Below are 15,489 nucleotides of genomic sequence, written 5' to 3'. Positions count from 1 at the left end.
GACGATGCTCTTTTCTCCAACGACCCGGAGCCGCCATGCATCCCGGCCACGCTGACACGCCGCCGCCGGATCCACGCGATCCGCACGGTCCACGCCGGGCACGGCGCTGGCCGCTGGTGCTCGCGGCGCTCGTGGTGATCGCGCTTGCCGTGCAAGGCATCTGGTCGCGTTTGAACGCGCACGCGGCGCTCGAGCGCGAAGCACAACGCGCGAGCACACTGAGCGTGCAGGTGGTCACGCCGCAACGCTCCGCGCATGCGCTCGACCTCGTGCTGCCTGGCAACGTGCAGGCGTTTCTCGACACGCCCATCTATGCGCGCACCAATGGCTATCTGCGCAAGTGGTATGCGGATATCGGCGCGCACGTGAAGGCGGGCCAGCTGCTCGCCGAAATCGACGCGCCCGAAGTTGACGACCAGTTGCGCGCTGCGCGCGCCGATCTCGCGAACGCCGAGGCGAACTACGCGCTCGCGAAAACGACCGCCGATCGCTGGACGCAGATGCTCCAGACCCGTTCGGTGGCGAAGCAGGACGCGGACGAGAAGCAAGCCGACATGCTCGCGAAAAAGGCGACGCTCGACGCGGCGCGCTACAACGTCTCGCGGCTCTCGCAGTTGCAGTCGTACGAGAAGGTGAGCGCGCCGTTCGACGGCATCGTCACGGCGCGCAATACCGACGTGGGCGCGCTGATCGACGCGGGCAGCTCGGGCGGCCAGCAAAAGGAGCTGTTCCATGTCGCGCAGGCCGACCGCCTGCGCGTCTATGCGAACGTGCCGCAAGCCTACGCGCAGCAGATCCGACCGAACCAGCACGCGTATCTCACGCTCAACGAGACGCAAGGCAAGCGCTACCCGGGCATGGTCGCGCGCACGGCGGGCGCGGTCGACCCGCAGCAGCGCACGCTGCTCGTGGAAGTGGACGTCGACAATCCCAACGGCGACCTGCTGCCCGGCGCCTACGCGCAAGTGCATTTCGCGCTCGACGGCAGCGCCACGCCGCTCACGCTGCCGGGCAACGCGTTCCTGTTCCGGCCCGATGGCGTGAAGGTCGCGACGGTGGGCGAGAACGGGCACGTGAAGCTCGTCGATGTCACGCTCGGCACCGACTTCGGCACGCGCGTAGCGGTGGCCGCGGGACTCACCGGCAATGAGCGCGTGATCGTGAATCCGCAGGATTCGATCGTCGATGGGACGCCGGTGCGCATCGTCGGGAAGGCGGCATCGTGAGGCGAATATTGCTCTGCCTTGCGCTTGGCGCCGCGCTCGCGGGCTGCAAGGTCGGCCCCGACTACGTGCGCCCGCAGATCGGCGTCGCCGCCACCTACAAGGAACTCGAAGGCTCCGGCTGGACCAGCGCGCAGCCCGCCGACACCGCGCCGCGCGGCGCCTGGTGGTCGATCTACGGCGACGTGCAACTCGATGCGCTCGAAGCGCAGGTCGAGCGGGCGAATCAGAACGTGCAGGCCGCCCAGGCGCACTTTCGCGCCGCACGTGCGAACGTCGCCCAGCAACGCTCGACCTTTTTCCCGACCGTGACCGCGGGCGTGGGCTTCACGCGCACGCGGACCTCGCAGAACATCGAGTTCAAGTCGACGGCGGGCCGCACGATCAACGACTACCTCGTAGGTCTCGACGCCACCTGGGAGCCCGACGTCTGGGGCCGCGTCGCGCGCGGCGTGGAAAGCGCGCAGGCCAACGCCCAGGCGAGCGCCGCCGACATGCAGGCGGTGCTGCTCTCGGTGCAGGCCGAACTCGCGACCGATTACTTCGAGCTGCGCGGCCTCGACCGCGAACGCCAGTTGCTGGAAGACACGCTCGCCGCTTACCGCGAGTCACTCGCGCTCACGCAACACCGCTACGAAGGCGGCATCGCCACCGACGCCGACGTGGGCCAGGCGCAGACGCAATTGCAGACCACCGAGGCGCAGGCGATCGATCTGGGCGTGCAGCGCGCGCAACTCGAACACGCCATTGCAATCCTCACGGGGCAGTCGCCCTCCACCTTCGCGCTTCCCGTGCTGCCCGGCGCGCCGCTCACTGCGCAGGCGCTGGTCGCGCCGCCGGGCGTGCCGTCGACGCTGCTGGAGCGCCGCCCCGACATCGCCGCCGCCGAGCGCCGCGTGGCCGCCGCAAACGCGCAGGTGGGCGTGGCCACGGCAGCGTTCTTCCCGAGCCTCGTCCTTGCCGTCACGGGCGGGCTGGAGGCGACCAACTACAGCCAGTGGCTCGTCGCGCCCGCACGCTTCTGGTCGCTCGGCCCGGCGCTCGCCGGCACGCTGCTCGACTTCGGCGGCCGCGCCGCCGTGCGCGACGCGGCACGCGCGCAATACGACGAGAACGTCGCGCAGTATCGCGAGACCGTTCTCGACGCGTTCGGCCAGGTCGAGGACAACCTCGCGGCCCTGCGCGTGCTCGAACAGGAGGCCGTCGCGCAGGACCGCGCAGTGGACGCCGCGAAGCGCACGCTTGCGATCGTCGAGAATCGCTACAAGAGCGGCGCGATCACCTATCTCGACGTGGTGGCGGCGCAAACCACGGCGCTCAACAACGAGCGCCAGGCCGTGAGCATCGCGCGCCGGCGCCTCGCGGCGAGCGTCGCGCTCGTGAAGGCGCTGGGCGGCGGCTGGAGCACGGCAGCGCTGCCCACCGACGACGCGCTCTTGCATCCGCGCGACGCCGCGAACGGCGGCCCGCCGCCATAGATCGGCGCGGCGGCGAACCTGCAATCGGGCAAGGCATGGATCGTGCGGAAGGCGTATCGTTGCGCCTTTGCCAGTTCTCCCAGGAGTTCGAGCCGTGACCGCATCACCGGGCGCTGGGCGTAACACCACCACGCCCAGCGCTGCGCCATCCACCCTTCCCTTTATCGAGCGCGGCACGCCCGCCTTCTGGCGCGCGAGCCTCGCGCTGCTGTTCGCGGGCTACGCCACCTTTTCGCTGCTCTATTGCGTGCAGCCGCTGCTGCCCGCGTTCTCGCAGGCGTTCGGCGTGAGCCCCGCGCAGAGCAGCCTCGCGCTCTCGTTCACCACGGCGGCGCTCGCCTGCGCGATCTTCGTGGCGGGCTTCGTCTCCGAAGGCTGGAGCCGGCGCGGCATGATGACCGCCTCGCTCAGCATCTCCTCGCTGCTCACGCTCGCGGTGGCGTTCGTGCCCCACTGGCACACGCTGCTCGTGCTGCGCACGCTCGAAGGCGTCGCGCTCGGCGGCGTGCCCGCGGTCGCCATGGCGTGGCTCGCCGAAGAGATGCACCCCGACGGCCTCGGCCTCTCGATGGGCCTCTACGTGGGCGGCACGGCCATCGGCGGGATGGCGGGGCGCGTGATCACCGGCATCTGCACCGACCTGTTCGGCTGGCGCGTGGCCGTGGCCGTGATCGGCGTGCTCGGGCTCGCCTCGATGTTCGCGTTTCGTGCGCTGCTGCCGCCCTCGCGCCATTTCGCGCCGAGAAGCGGACTCGGCTTCGCCCATCACCGTGCGGCGCTCATGCGCCATTTCGCGCGGCCCGGCTTGCCCGTGCTGTTCGCGCTCGGCTTCGTGCTGATGGGCAGCTTCGTCACGCTCTACAACTACATCGGCTACCGGCTGATCGCGCCGCCCTACAACCTGAGCCAGGCCGCTATCGGCGCGATCTTCGTCGTCTATCTGACCGGCGTGGTCGCCTCGCCGTGGTCGGGCCGCATGGCCGACAGGCTCGGCCGCTCGCCCGTTCTGATCGCCGCGATCGTGCTGATGCTCGCGGGCGTCGTGCTCACGATGTTCGCGCCGCTCGGCATGATCGTGACGGGCATCTGCTGCCTCACCATTGGCTTCTTCGCGGGGCATGCGGTGGCCAGCGGCTGGGTCGGCCGCCTCGCGCGCGAAGCGAAGGGCCAGGCCGCGGCGCTCTACCTGCTCGCGTATTACCTCGGCTCGAGCATCATGGGGTCGATCGGCGGGCACTTCTGGGCCAGTCTGGGCTGGGGCGGCGTGGCAGGGCTTGTCATGGCGCTGCTCGTCGCGGGGCTGGCCGGGGCGTGGAAGCTGCGTGAACAGGAGCGCGCCGGAGCGGCCTGAAACGGCAGGCGCGCCATGCGGTTGAGTCACCATGCCATCTACGAAAGCTGAACGTAATGTTGGCGGACTCTCCACGAATTGCGCGCTGCATCGCGTGCGTCGGCGCAAAGCGCCGCCAGGCGGGACTGCGGGCCGCAAAGCCTGCGCCGCGGCTGGGCATGGGTTCCGCCTTGTTCGCTAGCCTCTCCTATACTCGATTGAGGCCCGCAGCTGCAGTGGCGCACAGCGCCCGATTACTGCGATGGCCGACATGACCCACTTGCATGGGACAGGAGACGAGCATGGAAGGCTATTTCACGATCGGCGACTTCATCATGATCATCCCGATGGCCCTGGCCGGTGCGCTCTTCCTCGGCGCGGTGCCCTGCGCAACCGAATTCAAGCACAACACGCTGCGGGTGATCGGCGCGCTGATCGGTGCGCTATGCGCCGTTGCGCTGGTGGAAACACTGCCCGCGCTGATGTAGCGCCACGACGCTTCGCGGCTATTCGCTATTCGCTATTCTCAATGCGTTTGCGTTCGCTGCCGGCCGCGCGCTTCTGCGGCCGCCGTCAGCACGCTCCCCCTGCCTGGCTGCAACTCCTTGAATTGCCGCAGCGCCGCATGCCAATACGGTATGCGCGCATGCACTGAGGCGGCGTCTTCGGCGCGCGTGAGCGCGGGCAACGCCACCCATGGCAGCGTCGGATGCAGATGATGCTGTCGATGCAGATGATGATTCATGAGCAGCACGCCCACCCCGCGCGGCACCCGAAAATCGCGCGCGCGGCCGGGTTCGTCCAGCGCCACGCCGTAATGCGGCAGGTTGTCGGCGAGCGACAGCCATAGCCCGCGCAGATACATCGTCACCAGCAGCACCGGCCAGGCCTTTCCGTAGAGCGCGAAGGCGAACCCATAAAGCGCGAGCGCACCAAGCCCGTCGCGGCGCGCACGGCGGCGCCTCACGGGGTCGGCAGCGTGGTTGCTGAAGAGCCGCTGCACGATCGGCCCCTGCGCCCCGTGTGCGCCCACGCCGCGTGCAACCAGTGCCTGCGCCATGCGCGCCGGCACGAACGCCAGCAATGGTGCACACAACTCGGCCGCGTAAAGCCCGCCCAGCAGCCTCGCATACCACGCCATGCAGCGCAGCCAGCGCGGGCCGCGCGCATCGTCGACGTCGGGGCGATCGAACGCCTCGCGCGTGAAGCGGTGATGCATCAGGTGTCCGAAACGTACCGCGTCGAACGGAATCGCCAGGCTAATCGAGAGCAGGCGTGCAACGGCTTCGTTGGCGCGCCGCGAGGCAAGCAGCTGCCCGTGGATCCCCTCGTGGATCAAACCCCAGTGGATCGGCGTGGCGAGCACGACAAGCACGACCGGCAAGAGCGAGACCCAGAGCGCGAGCGACGCTCCCCCCGCCGCACGCAGAAGCAGCGGCAAGCCGAATAGCTGATACGCGAGCGCCAACCCGGCCACGGCAATGAGCGCGGCATTCGCTCCCAGATGCGGCGTGCACCGCGAAGCCTGCGCAGCGAAGCGCGCTGCGGACGGCGCTTCGGCATCGGCAGATACGGGGCGAACGGCGCTCGTGGACTCCATCGGCACTCCTTGGGGCCAAGACTGCCGCGACGTTAGCAGCGCCGCATGACAGGCCGAAGACGTGCCGAACGGGAAGACACGAAACCTGTCGACGAAAAAAAACCGCCTCGCATGAAGCGAAGCGGTTCTTCAAGACGCTGCCGCCCAACGAACGGGACTGCGGTCTTCAGATGTGCTGATCCGTCGACGGCTTCTCCCACAGATTCACGCCGCCTTCGGTCGCGTTGCGGTCGATCTCCGCGAGTTCCTCCTGCGAGAATTCGAGGTTCTTCAGCGCAGCGACGTTCTCGCGCACCTGCTCCGCGCGGCTCGCGCCGATCAGCGCCGAGGTCACGCGGCCGCCGCGCAGCGTCCACGCGATCGCCATCTGCGCGAGGCTCTGGCCGCGCCGCTGCGCGAGTTCGTTGAGCTTGCGCACGTGCTCGATGTTCTGCGCGCTCAGGTGCTCGCTCTTGAGCGAGCCGCCGCCCGGCCGGTTCACGCGCGCATCTTCAGGCACGCCGTTCAGGTACTTGTTCGTCAGCAGCCCCTGCGCAAGCGGCGTGAACGCAATGCTGCCCGTGCCGAGACTGTCGAGCGTGTCTAGCAGCTCGTGCTCGATCCAGCGGTTGAGCATGTTGTACGACGGTTGATGGATCAGCAGCGGCACCTTGTATTCGGCCAGCAGCTTCGCCATCTCGCGCGTCTTCGCAGCTGAATACGACGAGATGCCCACATAGAGCGCCTTGCCCTGCTGAACCGCGGTAGCGAGCGCGCCGGCGGTTTCCTCCAGCGGCGTCTCCACGTCGAAGCGGTGCGAGTAGAAGATGTCGACGTAATCGAGACCCATGCGCTTGAGGCTCTGGTCGAGGCTCGCGAGCACGTACTTGCGCGAGCCGCCGCCCTGGCCGTAGGGGCCCGGCCACATGTCCCAGCCGGCCTTCGACGAGATCAGCAGCTCGTCGCGATAGGGGCGGAAATCGTCCCGGAAAATGCGGCCGAAATTGGTTTCGGCACTGCCGTAGGGCGGGCCGTAATTGTTCGCGAGATCGAAGTGCGTGATGCCGAGATCGAAGGCCGTGCGCAGTATTTCACGCTGCGTCGCAATCGGCGTGGTATCGCCGAAGTTGTGCCAGAGCCCGAGCGACAGCGCCGGCAGTTTGAGTCCCGACTTGCCGCAAAAGCGGTATTGCATCTCCGAATAGCGTTCAGCAGCGGCTTCGTAGGCCATGGTTCGAATCCTCGACGAAATGAGGGGGTAACAGGGTCCGGCAATGCGTCCGGCCAGTGCGCGGGGTTGTCATGGTAGCCAATCCCCACGCAGGCTGCAGATGCCCACCATGTGGGACTCGCGGATGGACGCCGCAGCGACGCTCGCCTACACTGCGGCGTTCGTCATACCCCGGGAGGTTTTCATGGTCAAAGCGATTTCGTGCGCGCTGATCGCCTGCGGCGTCGTGCTGCTCTACTTTGGCGGCCAGTCGTTTCACTCGTTATCGAACGACGTCTCGCGCCTCGTCACCGGCGCGCCCACCGACCGCACGATGATCCTGATCGCGGCCGGCGTGGCCGCGACCATTGCCGGCATTACCGGTCTCGCGGTTTCCGGGCGCCGGCGCTAGGCGCGCGGCGCGCCCCGCGCGCTCACACCAGCTTCACCTCGGGCAGCGAGGCCGAGCGCGTGCCCGGCAGCGGTACGTTGCTCGCGCCGTGGTAGGTGAACACCAGCGAGAACTTCACGTCGCCGCTCAGGTTCTGGCCCGCCGAGTGCAGCGTGTTGCAATGGAAGAACACGACGTCGCCCGCCTTGAGCGTGGGCGACGTCGCGCGCTCGATCCATGCCTGGTTCTCGGGCAGGTCGGCGCGGAAGAATTTGGCGGCGTCGAAACGCTCTGAGGTAAACGGCTCCGTGTGCGAGCCCGGCACCAGCCACAGCCCGCCGTTTTCGACCGTCTCGTTCCCCAGCGCGAGCCACACCGACACCAGATCGTCGCGCTCGAACGACCAGTAGCGCGAATCGCGATGCCAGCCCGTGAGGCTGCCATACATGGGGTGCTTGGTCATCATGCAGTTGTGATGGGCGCGCGAGAGCACTGGCTCTTCGCCGAAATACAACTCCATCCAGCCTGCGATCTCGGGCGAGGTCGCCCACTCGCGAAAGCGCGCATGGCGCGCGTACGCATCGAGCAGGCGGCGCACCGTATGGCCGCCAGGCGAGTCTTTCGACTCCGGCGCGCCGGGATAACGCAGATCGGCTTCGAATTCGAGCGGCACGGCGGCCGCCTGCAACTGCTCCTGCGCCACGCGCTTGAGTTCGTCGCACCGCCCAGGCGAGACGAGCCCCGGCACGACCACGAAACCGCGCTCGCGCAGCGCCTGCACCTGTTCCTTTTTGGATTGGACTGACATAGGACTTCCGTTGTTCGAGGCCTGCGAGGACCGCATCCATGAAAGGCTGCGGCAATGGCGGCGCCGGTTCAACTTGTTCTGACTTCGCGCGCGCCAATCGCTCGATTGTAAAACGTGCGCGCGCACGCGGAAGGGGGGTCCGTGCACAAACCTGATGCAAATGCACCGCGATGGCGACAAGGGCCACGATGGCGCAACTACAACGCAACTGCGGCGCAACCCCGGCGACCTGCCACGCACATAATCAAGCGCGGGTATTAACCGACTTTCGGGCGTCATGATTCGCGTGTAGTCTGCGCGCATGCAGTTTCATCACCCAGAATATCGATTGCGCGCGCGGGCCGCCACCGAAGCCCTGTCCATCGGGGCCGCGCGATACCCGAACATGCGCCAGCCATGCGCGATGCCTGAGCCCGCGGTCCGCTCCGATGCGCCACCGTCTGCTTCACGCACCCCGTACGATCCATCCCGTGACTTGCATCACCGTGACCGTCGTGAAGACGGGCACGTTTGCTGCTCGAATCGATGTGCCGCGCGAAACCTCGCGCAAGGCGCACTTTGAACCCGACACCACACACGCCATGCATACCCTTTTCAGCACCCGCCGCATGACCCATGCCGCTCTGAAAGCGGCACGCCCCGCTCGTCGTCACGTCATGCGCGCCCTGCGCCATCACGCCGCGCGCACGCGCGCGCTTGCGCAGCAGGTGCGCGACGCCCGCGCCGTGGACGGCATGCGCACCTGGTTCCATTCGTTCTTCTCGGTGCTGCGCCTGCGCGCGGGCGCACGCCACTTCTCGCTGCGCACGCTGCTGTACCGTCCCAACTCGACGCTGCGCGCGCTCGCGGCACCCGCCACCGTGCATACGGCGCGCAACGCCCGCCGCCCGCGCCGCATGGGTGCCAGCAGCACGGGCTGGTTCGGCTTCGCCATGCGCTGACAACAACCCGCGCCAGATAAAAAACCCCGCCAGGGCGCACGCCCAGGCGGGGTTTTTCTTTCTTCATACGCGCCCGACAAAGCCGGCGAGCGCCGGCCTGCGTGCGGCGTGCTTACGCGAGCGCGCCCACCGGTTCCGTGCCGGCCGCCTCGGCCAATGCGAGCGCCTTGTCCGTGGCTTCCCACGAGAATTCCGGCTCCTCGCGACCGAAATGACCATATGCCGCGGTCTTTTCGTAGACCGGACGCAGCAGGTCGAGCATCTGGATGATGCCCTTCGGACGCAGATCGAAGTGCTCGCGCACGAGCTTCGTGATGGTGGCGTCCGAGACCTTGCCCGTGCCGAACGTGTTGACCATGACCGAGGTGGGCTCGGCCACGCCAATCGCGTACGAGACCTGGATCAGGCAGCGCGAGGCAAGCCCGGCGGCCACGATGTTCTTGGCCACGTAGCGGCCCGCATATGCGGCCGAACGGTCGACCTTCGACGGATCCTTGCCCGAGAACGCACCGCCGCCGTGCGGCGCTGCGCCGCCGTAGGTATCGACGATGATCTTGCGGCCCGTGAGACCGCAATCGCCCTGCGGACCGCCGATCACGAAGCGGCCGGTCGGGTTCACGAGGAACTTGATGTCGCCCTTGATGAGCTCGCGCGGCAGGACCGGCTTGATGATCTCTTCGATCACGGCTTCGCGCAGCGTGGCGAGGTCGGTTTCCGGCGAATGCTGCGTGGAGAGCACGACGGTATCGATCGCATGCGGCTTGCCGTCCACGTAGCGCACGGTGACCTGCGACTTCGCGTCCGGACGCAGCCAGGGCAGGCGGCCGTCGCGGCGCAGGTTCGACTGGCGCTCGACCAGACGGTGCGAGAGGTGGATCGGCAGCGGCATCAGTTCGGGCGTTTCGTCGCACGCATAGCCGAACATCAGGCCCTGGTCGCCCGCGCCCTGATCGAGGTTGTTGTCGTGCGCGCGGTCCACGCCCTGGGCGATGTCCGGCGACTGCTTGTCGTAGGCGACGAGCACCGCGCAGCCGCGGTAGTCGATGCCGTAATCGGTGTTGTCGTAGCCGATGCGCTTGATCGTGTCGCGCGCGACCTGGATGTAGTCGACGTTGGCCGTGGTGGTGATTTCACCGGCAAGCACGACGAGACCCGTGTTGCACAGCGTTTCAGCCGCTACGCGCGAGTATTTGTCCTGCGTGAGGATGGCGTCGAGGATCGCGTCCGAGATCTGGTCGGCGACCTTGTCCGGATGGCCTTCGGAGACGGATTCGGAAGTGAAGAAATAGTCGTTTGCCACGTGTCAGGCTCCTTGTAGCTGGTGACGGTTATATTCACGTAGCCAACTTCGGGAGCTTTGAAGCGGCGACGCTTTAGCGGATTACCTGCCCGGTTGGCCCACGCAACAGCGCCCGAAATATCCGACGCTGATGGCTGCATGGCAACCGGCTTCGCCCCGCAAGTTGTCTATTAACTCGGCGAAGCCCTTATTATAGCGACTTCCCTAATTTGCCGCAGAGTCATACCGCGTGCCAACCAACGCAACGTTCCATTTATCCGCGCATGCCATGAGGACGGTGCATGCTCGCTAAGCTCGGCTCCCGCCTCGCTATTGGCTTGCTCAAGCTGTTCGCGATCCTGCCCTATGGACTCATCGCCCGTTTCGGCGACGGCCTCGGCTGGCTGCTCTACCAGATTCCGAGCAGCCGCAAGCGCGTCGTCCATACCAACCTGCGCCTGTGCTTTCCCGAGTGGAGCGAGGAAAAGCGCGAGGAAGTCGCCGGCCTGCATTTTCGCCACGCGATCCGCAGCTACATCGAGCGCAGCGTGCAGTGGTTCGGCACCGCGCAAAAGCTGGAAAAGCTGATCGAGCTCGACAGCGAAATCGACCTCACCGATCCCGATCTGCCGCCCACGCTGTTTCTCGGGCTGCACTTCGTCGGCATCGAGGCGGGCTCGATGTTCCTCAATTACTCGCTGCACCGCCCGTGCGGCTCGCTCTACCAGCCGTTTTCGAACCCCGAGTTCGAAGCCGCCGCGAAGGCGGGCCGCAGCCGCTTCGGCGCCGAGATGGCAAGCCGCGCGGACGCCGCACGCATCGTGCTGCGCTGGCTGCGCGACAAAAAGCCCGTGATGCTCGGCGCGGACATGGACTATGGCATGCGCAACTCGACCTTCGTGCCGTTCTTCGGCGTGCCCGCGTGCACGCTGACCGCCGTGGGACGTCTCGCCAAGGTGGGCCGCGCCCAGGTCGTGCCGTTCATCGGCGAGGTGCTGCCCAATTACAAGGGTTATCGGCTCAAGGTCTTCAAACCTTGGGGCCACTACCCCACCGGCGACGACGAGCAGGACGCGCGCCGCATGAACGCCTTCCTCGAAGAGCAGATTCCGCGCATTCCCGAGCAGTACTACTGGGTTCACAAGCGCTTCAAGACGCGCCCTCCCGGCGAGCCGGGCGTGTACTGACGCTCGCGGCCAGCGCGCGGCATTCGGGCGCGCGTCGCTTACAATGACGGGATGAAACTCAAGTTCACCAAGATGCACGGCGCCGGCAACGACTTCGTCGTGCTCGACGGCTATAGCCAGCCCATTGCGCTCACGCCCGAGCGCGTGCGGGCGCTCGCGAACCGCCACTTCGGCGTGGGCGCCGATCAGCTGCTGCTGGTCGAAAAGCCCACTGTCGAAGGCGTCGACTTCCGCTATCGCATCTTCAATTGCGACGGCGGCGAGGTCGAGCACTGCGGCAACGGCGCGCGCTGCTTCGTGAAATTCGTGCGCGACCGCAAGCTCACCGACGCCAACCGTGTGCGCGTGCAAGTGCAAAAAGGCGTGATCACGCTCGTCATGCAGGACAACGGCGAGGTCGTGGTCGACATGGGCAGCCCGGTATTCGAGCCGTCGGACGTGCCGTTCGACGCAAGCGGGCTCCAAGGCCGCCGCGAAGGCAACGACACGCTCTGGCCGCTCGAAGTGAACGGCCAGACGCGCTGGATCTCGGCGGTGTCGATGGGCAATCCGCACGCGGTGCAGGTGGTCGACGACGCCGAGGCGTTTGCCGTGCTCGCCGACGGCCCCGTGATCGAGGCCCACCCGCGCTTTCCGAACAAGGTGAACGCGGGCTTCATGCAGATCGTCTCGCGCCACGAGGTGCGGCTGCGCGTCTACGAGCGCGGCGCGGGCGAAACGCTCGCGTGCGGCACGGGCGCGTGCGCAGCGGTGGCGGCCGGCATCCGCCGCGGCCTGCTCGATTCGCCCGTGAAGGTGCATACGCACGGCGGCATGCTCACGATCGCCTGGGACGGCTCGCGCGACGAATCCGCCGCGCTGACGATGGCGGGTCCAGCCACGACCGTCTTCGAAGGCGAGATCGAACTCGCCGACGCGTTGTCGAACTGACGTTTGCCGGGCGGCCCGCGAGCCACATCGGCGCTGCCCCAACCCCGCATGGCGCGCTCGCCGCGCGCCGCCTCTTCATCGAACGCGCCACCAACATGAACGATCGCGAAGTCGCCGACTACCTGCTCGCCAATCCCGATTTCTTCGTTGAGCACGCCGAACTGCTGGCAACCATCAAGCTCGGCAATCCTCACGGCAAGGCAGCCGTGTCCCTGCAGGAGCGCCAGATGGAGATGCTGCGCGAAAAGAACAAGCATCTGGAACTGCGCCTTTCCGAATTGCTGCGCTACGGCCACGAAAACGACACGCTTTCCGTGAAGACGGTGCACTGGGTCGCGCATGTGCTCGCCGAGCGCGACCCGCACGCGCTGCCGCGCCTGATCGCCGAACAACTGCGCCAGGAGTTCGACGTGCCGCAGGCGGCGTTGCGCCTGTGGGACGTGGCCGATGCCTATGCACAAGCAAGCTTCGCGAAGCACACGGGCGAGGAAGTCCGCCTCTTCGCCAACAGCCTCGAAGTGCCGTATTGCGGCGCGAACACCGGCTTCGAAGCGGCGCAATGGCTCGATGGCGACGCGGGCGCGCCGCAGTCGGTGGCGATCATCGCGCTGCGCCGGCGCGTGAGCGCCGAAGAGCGCGATCCGAGCGGCGAGGCGTTCGGCCTGCTGGTGCTCGGCTCACCCGATCCGCGCCGCTTTCACGACGGCATGGCCACCGATTTGCTGCGCAAGATCGGCACGCTCGCGAGCGCAGGGCTCACGCGGCTGCTGCCGCATTAAAGCGACCGCTCCCACGCGCAGGCCGCAACAGTGAACCCAACCGACCCGATCGCCGACTATCTCGATGAACTCGAGCACGTGCGCCGGCTTTCGGCGCACACGTTGCGCGGCTATGCGCACGAGCTCGACGAACTCAAGAAGCTCGCGAACGGCAGTCCGCTCGAAAAAGTCACGTCCGTCGAAGTGCGCGGCGCCGCCGTGCGCGCCCATGCGAGCGGCCTCTCGGCGCGCTCGATCGCGCATCGGCTCTCGGTCTGGCGCGCGTTCTACCGCTGGCTCGCGGGCCGCATCGCGCTCGACGCGAATCCGGTGGCGGCAGTGCGCGCGCCCAAGCGCGAGAAGACGCTGCCCAAGGCGCTCTCCGTCGACGACACCATGAAGCTCATGGATGCGCCCAGCGCGGCGGCCCAAGCCGGCGAAAATGCCGCCGGCAGCGTCGAGGCGCTGCGCGATCACGCCATGCTCGAGCTGTTCTACTCGTCGGGGCTGCGCCTTGCCGAACTCGTGGGGCTCGACGCGCGCTACGTGAAGCGCGACGGCTATGAATCGGCAGGCTGGCTCAAGCGCGACGCCGCAGAAGTGGAAGTGCACGGCAAAGGCGGGCGGCATCGCATCGTGCCCGTCGGCAAGAAGGCGCTGGAAGCGCTCGACGCCTGGCTCGCCGTGCGCGGCGCCTGGATCAAGCACGACGACGCCCCGCTCTTTCTCTCCGTGCGCGGCAACCGCATGGCGCCGGGCGTCGTGCGCGAGCGCGTGAAGCGCGCCGCGCTCGCCGCCGGCATTCCGGCGAACGTCCATCCGCACGTGCTGCGGCACTCGTTCGCGACGCATCTGCTGCAGTCGAGCGGCGATCTGCGCGCCGTGCAGGAGCTGCTGGGCCACGCGAGCATCGCGGCCACCCAGGTCTATACGTCGCTCGATTTCCAGCATCTCGCGAAGGTTTACGACACCGCGCATCCACGCGCCAAAAAGCGCGACTGAGCGCGAGCCTTGCCTTGCCTCGCCCGGTCGTGTCATCGCTGCGTCACGGGCCTCGCCCTTGTATCGAACCCATCATGAATATCGTCACTCTCAAGCCGTCGAAAGAAAAATCCCTGCTGCGCCGCCATCCGTGGGTCTACGCCAACGCCATCGAGCGCGTCGAGGGCAAGCCAGCACCGGGCGCGACCGTGATCGTGCGCGCGCATGACGGCCGCTTTCTCGCGCGCGCCGCCTACAGCCCGCATTCGCAGATCCGCGCGCGCGTCTGGAGCTTCGACGAAAACGAGCCCATCGATCACGCGTTCTTCAAGCGCCGCGTGCAGCGCGCGCTCGCGCATCGTCAGGCGATGGTGAGCGGCACGGGCGCGGTGCGCCTGATCTTTGGCGAGGCGGACGGCCTGCCCGGCGTGATCGTCGACTACTACAAAGAGGACGCCGCAGGGGAAAACGCACGCGGACAGCTCGTCTGCCAGTTCATGGCGGCAGGCGTCGAGGCATGGAAGGAAGCAATCGTCGCGGCGCTCACGGCAGCCACCGGCTGCCCGAACGTGTACGAGCGCTCGGACGTCTCGATCCGCGAAAAGGAAGGGCTCGAGCAGATCACGGGCCTGCTGGCCGGCGACGAGCCGCCCGAAACCATCGTGACCAGCGAGAACGGCGTGCGCTATCACGTGGACGTGCGCAACGGCCACAAGACCGGCTTCTACGTCGATCAGCGCGACAACCGCGCGCTCGTGCAGACCTTCGCGCAAGACCGCGACGTGCTCAACTGCTTCTGCTACACCGGCGGCTTCTCGCTCGCGGCGATGAAGGGCGGCGCGAAGCGCGTGGTGTCGATCGACTCGTCGGGCGAGGCGCTCGCCACCGCGCAGAAGAACATGGCGGCGAACGGCTTCGACGCAGCCCGTGCGACCTGGCTCGACGCCGACGCCTTCAAGACGCTGCGCCGCTTGCACGAGGAAGGCGAGCGCTTCGATCTCGTGGTGCTCGATCCGCCCAAGTTCGCGGCCTCGCGCGAGCACGTGGACCGCGCCGCGCGCGCCTACAAGGACATCAACCTCACCGGCTTCAAGCTGCTGCGTCCGGGCGGCCTGCTGTTCACGTACTCGTGCTCGGGCGCGATCGATGCGGAGCTGTTCCAGAAGATCGTTGCGGGCGCGGCCGCCGATGCCAAGGTCGATGCGCGCATCCTCAAGCGCCTTGGCGCGGGCGTCGATCATCCGCTGCTCGCGGCCTTCCCCGAAGGCGAGTATCTGAAGGGGCTGCTGCTGCAAGTGCTGTAAAAAACCCGCGCGGAAAATACAACAGGGCCCCGGCCGGAAGGCCGTGGACCCTGCGTTTCGCTGCATTTTGTGTTCGCCGGCCTTGCGGCC

General features: G+C 67.3%; 15 protein-coding genes. 11 read left to right on the top strand and 4 right to left on the bottom strand.

Going from position 1 to position 15,489, the window contains the following annotated elements:
* Window positions 1-35: 35 nt before the first annotated feature.
* The 4 genes from P5W98_RS00425 to P5W98_RS00410 all read left to right on the top strand — a co-directional run bounded on the left by P5W98_RS00425 (window position 36) and on the right by P5W98_RS00410 (window position 4,519).
* Window positions 36-1,226 (top strand): efflux RND transporter periplasmic adaptor subunit, encoded by a 1,191-nt coding sequence (locus P5W98_RS00425; RefSeq protein WP_434718118.1) that lies wholly within the window; start codon window positions 36-38, stop codon window positions 1,224-1,226.
* On the top strand, window positions 1,223-2,701 hold the full coding sequence (locus P5W98_RS00420) for an efflux transporter outer membrane subunit (protein WP_434718117.1): 1,479 nt from the start codon (window positions 1,223-1,225) through the stop codon (window positions 2,699-2,701). The genes P5W98_RS00425 and P5W98_RS00420 overlap by 4 nt, the downstream gene beginning before the upstream one ends.
* Before the next feature lie 163 nt (window positions 2,702-2,864).
* A complete protein-coding gene (locus P5W98_RS00415; RefSeq protein WP_421025138.1) occupies window positions 2,865-4,052 on the top strand; it encodes an MFS transporter in 1,188 nt (395 codons plus the stop codon).
* 281 nt (window positions 4,053-4,333) lie between these two features.
* Window positions 4,334-4,519, top strand: a complete 186-nt coding sequence (locus P5W98_RS00410; protein ID WP_421022705.1) for a hypothetical protein — start codon at window positions 4,334-4,336, stop codon at window positions 4,517-4,519.
* A gap of 38 nt (window positions 4,520-4,557) precedes the next feature.
* Here the strand turns inward: P5W98_RS00410 and P5W98_RS00405 are convergent, their stop codons facing one another.
* A complete protein-coding gene (locus tag P5W98_RS00405; protein WP_434718116.1) occupies window positions 4,558-5,631 on the bottom strand; it encodes a fatty acid desaturase in 1,074 nt (357 codons plus the stop codon).
* 166 nt (window positions 5,632-5,797) lie between these two features.
* The gene (mgrA, locus tag P5W98_RS00400; RefSeq protein WP_421022703.1) at window positions 5,798-6,841 is read right to left on the bottom strand and encodes an L-glyceraldehyde 3-phosphate reductase; all 1,044 of its coding nucleotides are present in this window, start codon (window positions 6,839-6,841) and stop codon (window positions 5,798-5,800) included.
* A 184-nt stretch (window positions 6,842-7,025) separates the two neighbouring features.
* On the opposite strand from mgrA, the gene P5W98_RS00395 reads away from it, so the two are divergent.
* Window positions 7,026-7,232, top strand: a complete 207-nt coding sequence (locus P5W98_RS00395) for a DUF3185 family protein (protein ID WP_421022702.1) — start codon at window positions 7,026-7,028, stop codon at window positions 7,230-7,232.
* A 22-nt stretch (window positions 7,233-7,254) separates the two neighbouring features.
* Here P5W98_RS00395 and P5W98_RS00390 read toward each other — a convergent pair whose 3' ends face one another.
* Window positions 7,255-8,019 (bottom strand): phytanoyl-CoA dioxygenase family protein, encoded by a 765-nt coding sequence (locus P5W98_RS00390; RefSeq protein ID WP_421022701.1) that lies wholly within the window; start codon window positions 8,017-8,019, stop codon window positions 7,255-7,257.
* A 581-nt stretch (window positions 8,020-8,600) separates the two neighbouring features.
* Here P5W98_RS00390 and P5W98_RS00385 point away from each other — a divergent pair.
* Window positions 8,601-8,960: a hypothetical protein gene (locus P5W98_RS00385; RefSeq protein WP_421045079.1), complete on the top strand. Its 360-nt coding sequence runs from the start codon at window positions 8,601-8,603 to the stop codon at window positions 8,958-8,960.
* A gap of 112 nt (window positions 8,961-9,072) precedes the next feature.
* Here P5W98_RS00385 and metK read toward each other — a convergent pair whose 3' ends face one another.
* A complete protein-coding gene (gene metK, locus P5W98_RS00380; RefSeq protein ID WP_035523442.1) occupies window positions 9,073-10,260 on the bottom strand; it encodes a methionine adenosyltransferase in 1,188 nt (395 codons plus the stop codon).
* Between the two features lie 281 nt (window positions 10,261-10,541).
* Between metK and P5W98_RS00375 the strand changes: the two genes are divergently transcribed.
* The 5 genes from P5W98_RS00375 (at window position 10,542) to P5W98_RS00355 (ending at window position 15,399) form a co-directional block, all read left to right on the top strand.
* Window positions 10,542-11,426: a lipid A biosynthesis lauroyl acyltransferase gene (locus tag P5W98_RS00375; RefSeq protein ID WP_421022700.1), complete on the top strand. Its 885-nt coding sequence runs from the start codon at window positions 10,542-10,544 to the stop codon at window positions 11,424-11,426.
* 51 nt (window positions 11,427-11,477) lie between these two features.
* Complete coding sequence (gene dapF / locus P5W98_RS00370; RefSeq protein ID WP_421022699.1) at window positions 11,478-12,356, top strand: diaminopimelate epimerase; 879 nt, start codon at window positions 11,478-11,480, stop codon at window positions 12,354-12,356.
* A 95-nt stretch (window positions 12,357-12,451) separates the two neighbouring features.
* The gene (locus P5W98_RS00365; protein ID WP_421044658.1) at window positions 12,452-13,135 is read left to right on the top strand and encodes a DUF484 family protein; all 684 of its coding nucleotides are present in this window, start codon (window positions 12,452-12,454) and stop codon (window positions 13,133-13,135) included.
* 30 nt (window positions 13,136-13,165) lie between these two features.
* Entirely contained in the window at window positions 13,166-14,116 is a 951-nt protein-coding gene (locus P5W98_RS00360; protein ID WP_421022697.1) for a tyrosine recombinase XerC, read from the top strand.
* 74 nt (window positions 14,117-14,190) lie between these two features.
* Window positions 14,191-15,399 (top strand): class I SAM-dependent rRNA methyltransferase, encoded by a 1,209-nt coding sequence (locus P5W98_RS00355; protein WP_421022696.1) that lies wholly within the window; start codon window positions 14,191-14,193, stop codon window positions 15,397-15,399.
* Window positions 15,400-15,489: the final 90 nt, after the last annotated feature.

Origin of the sequence: Paraburkholderia sp. A1BS-2L (assembly GCF_051125205.1) — a bacterium.
Taxonomy (GTDB): domain Bacteria; phylum Pseudomonadota; class Gammaproteobacteria; order Burkholderiales; family Burkholderiaceae; genus Paraburkholderia.
The sequence above is the reverse complement of the archived record's forward strand: the minus strand, read 5'-3'. Positions and strand labels throughout refer to the sequence as shown.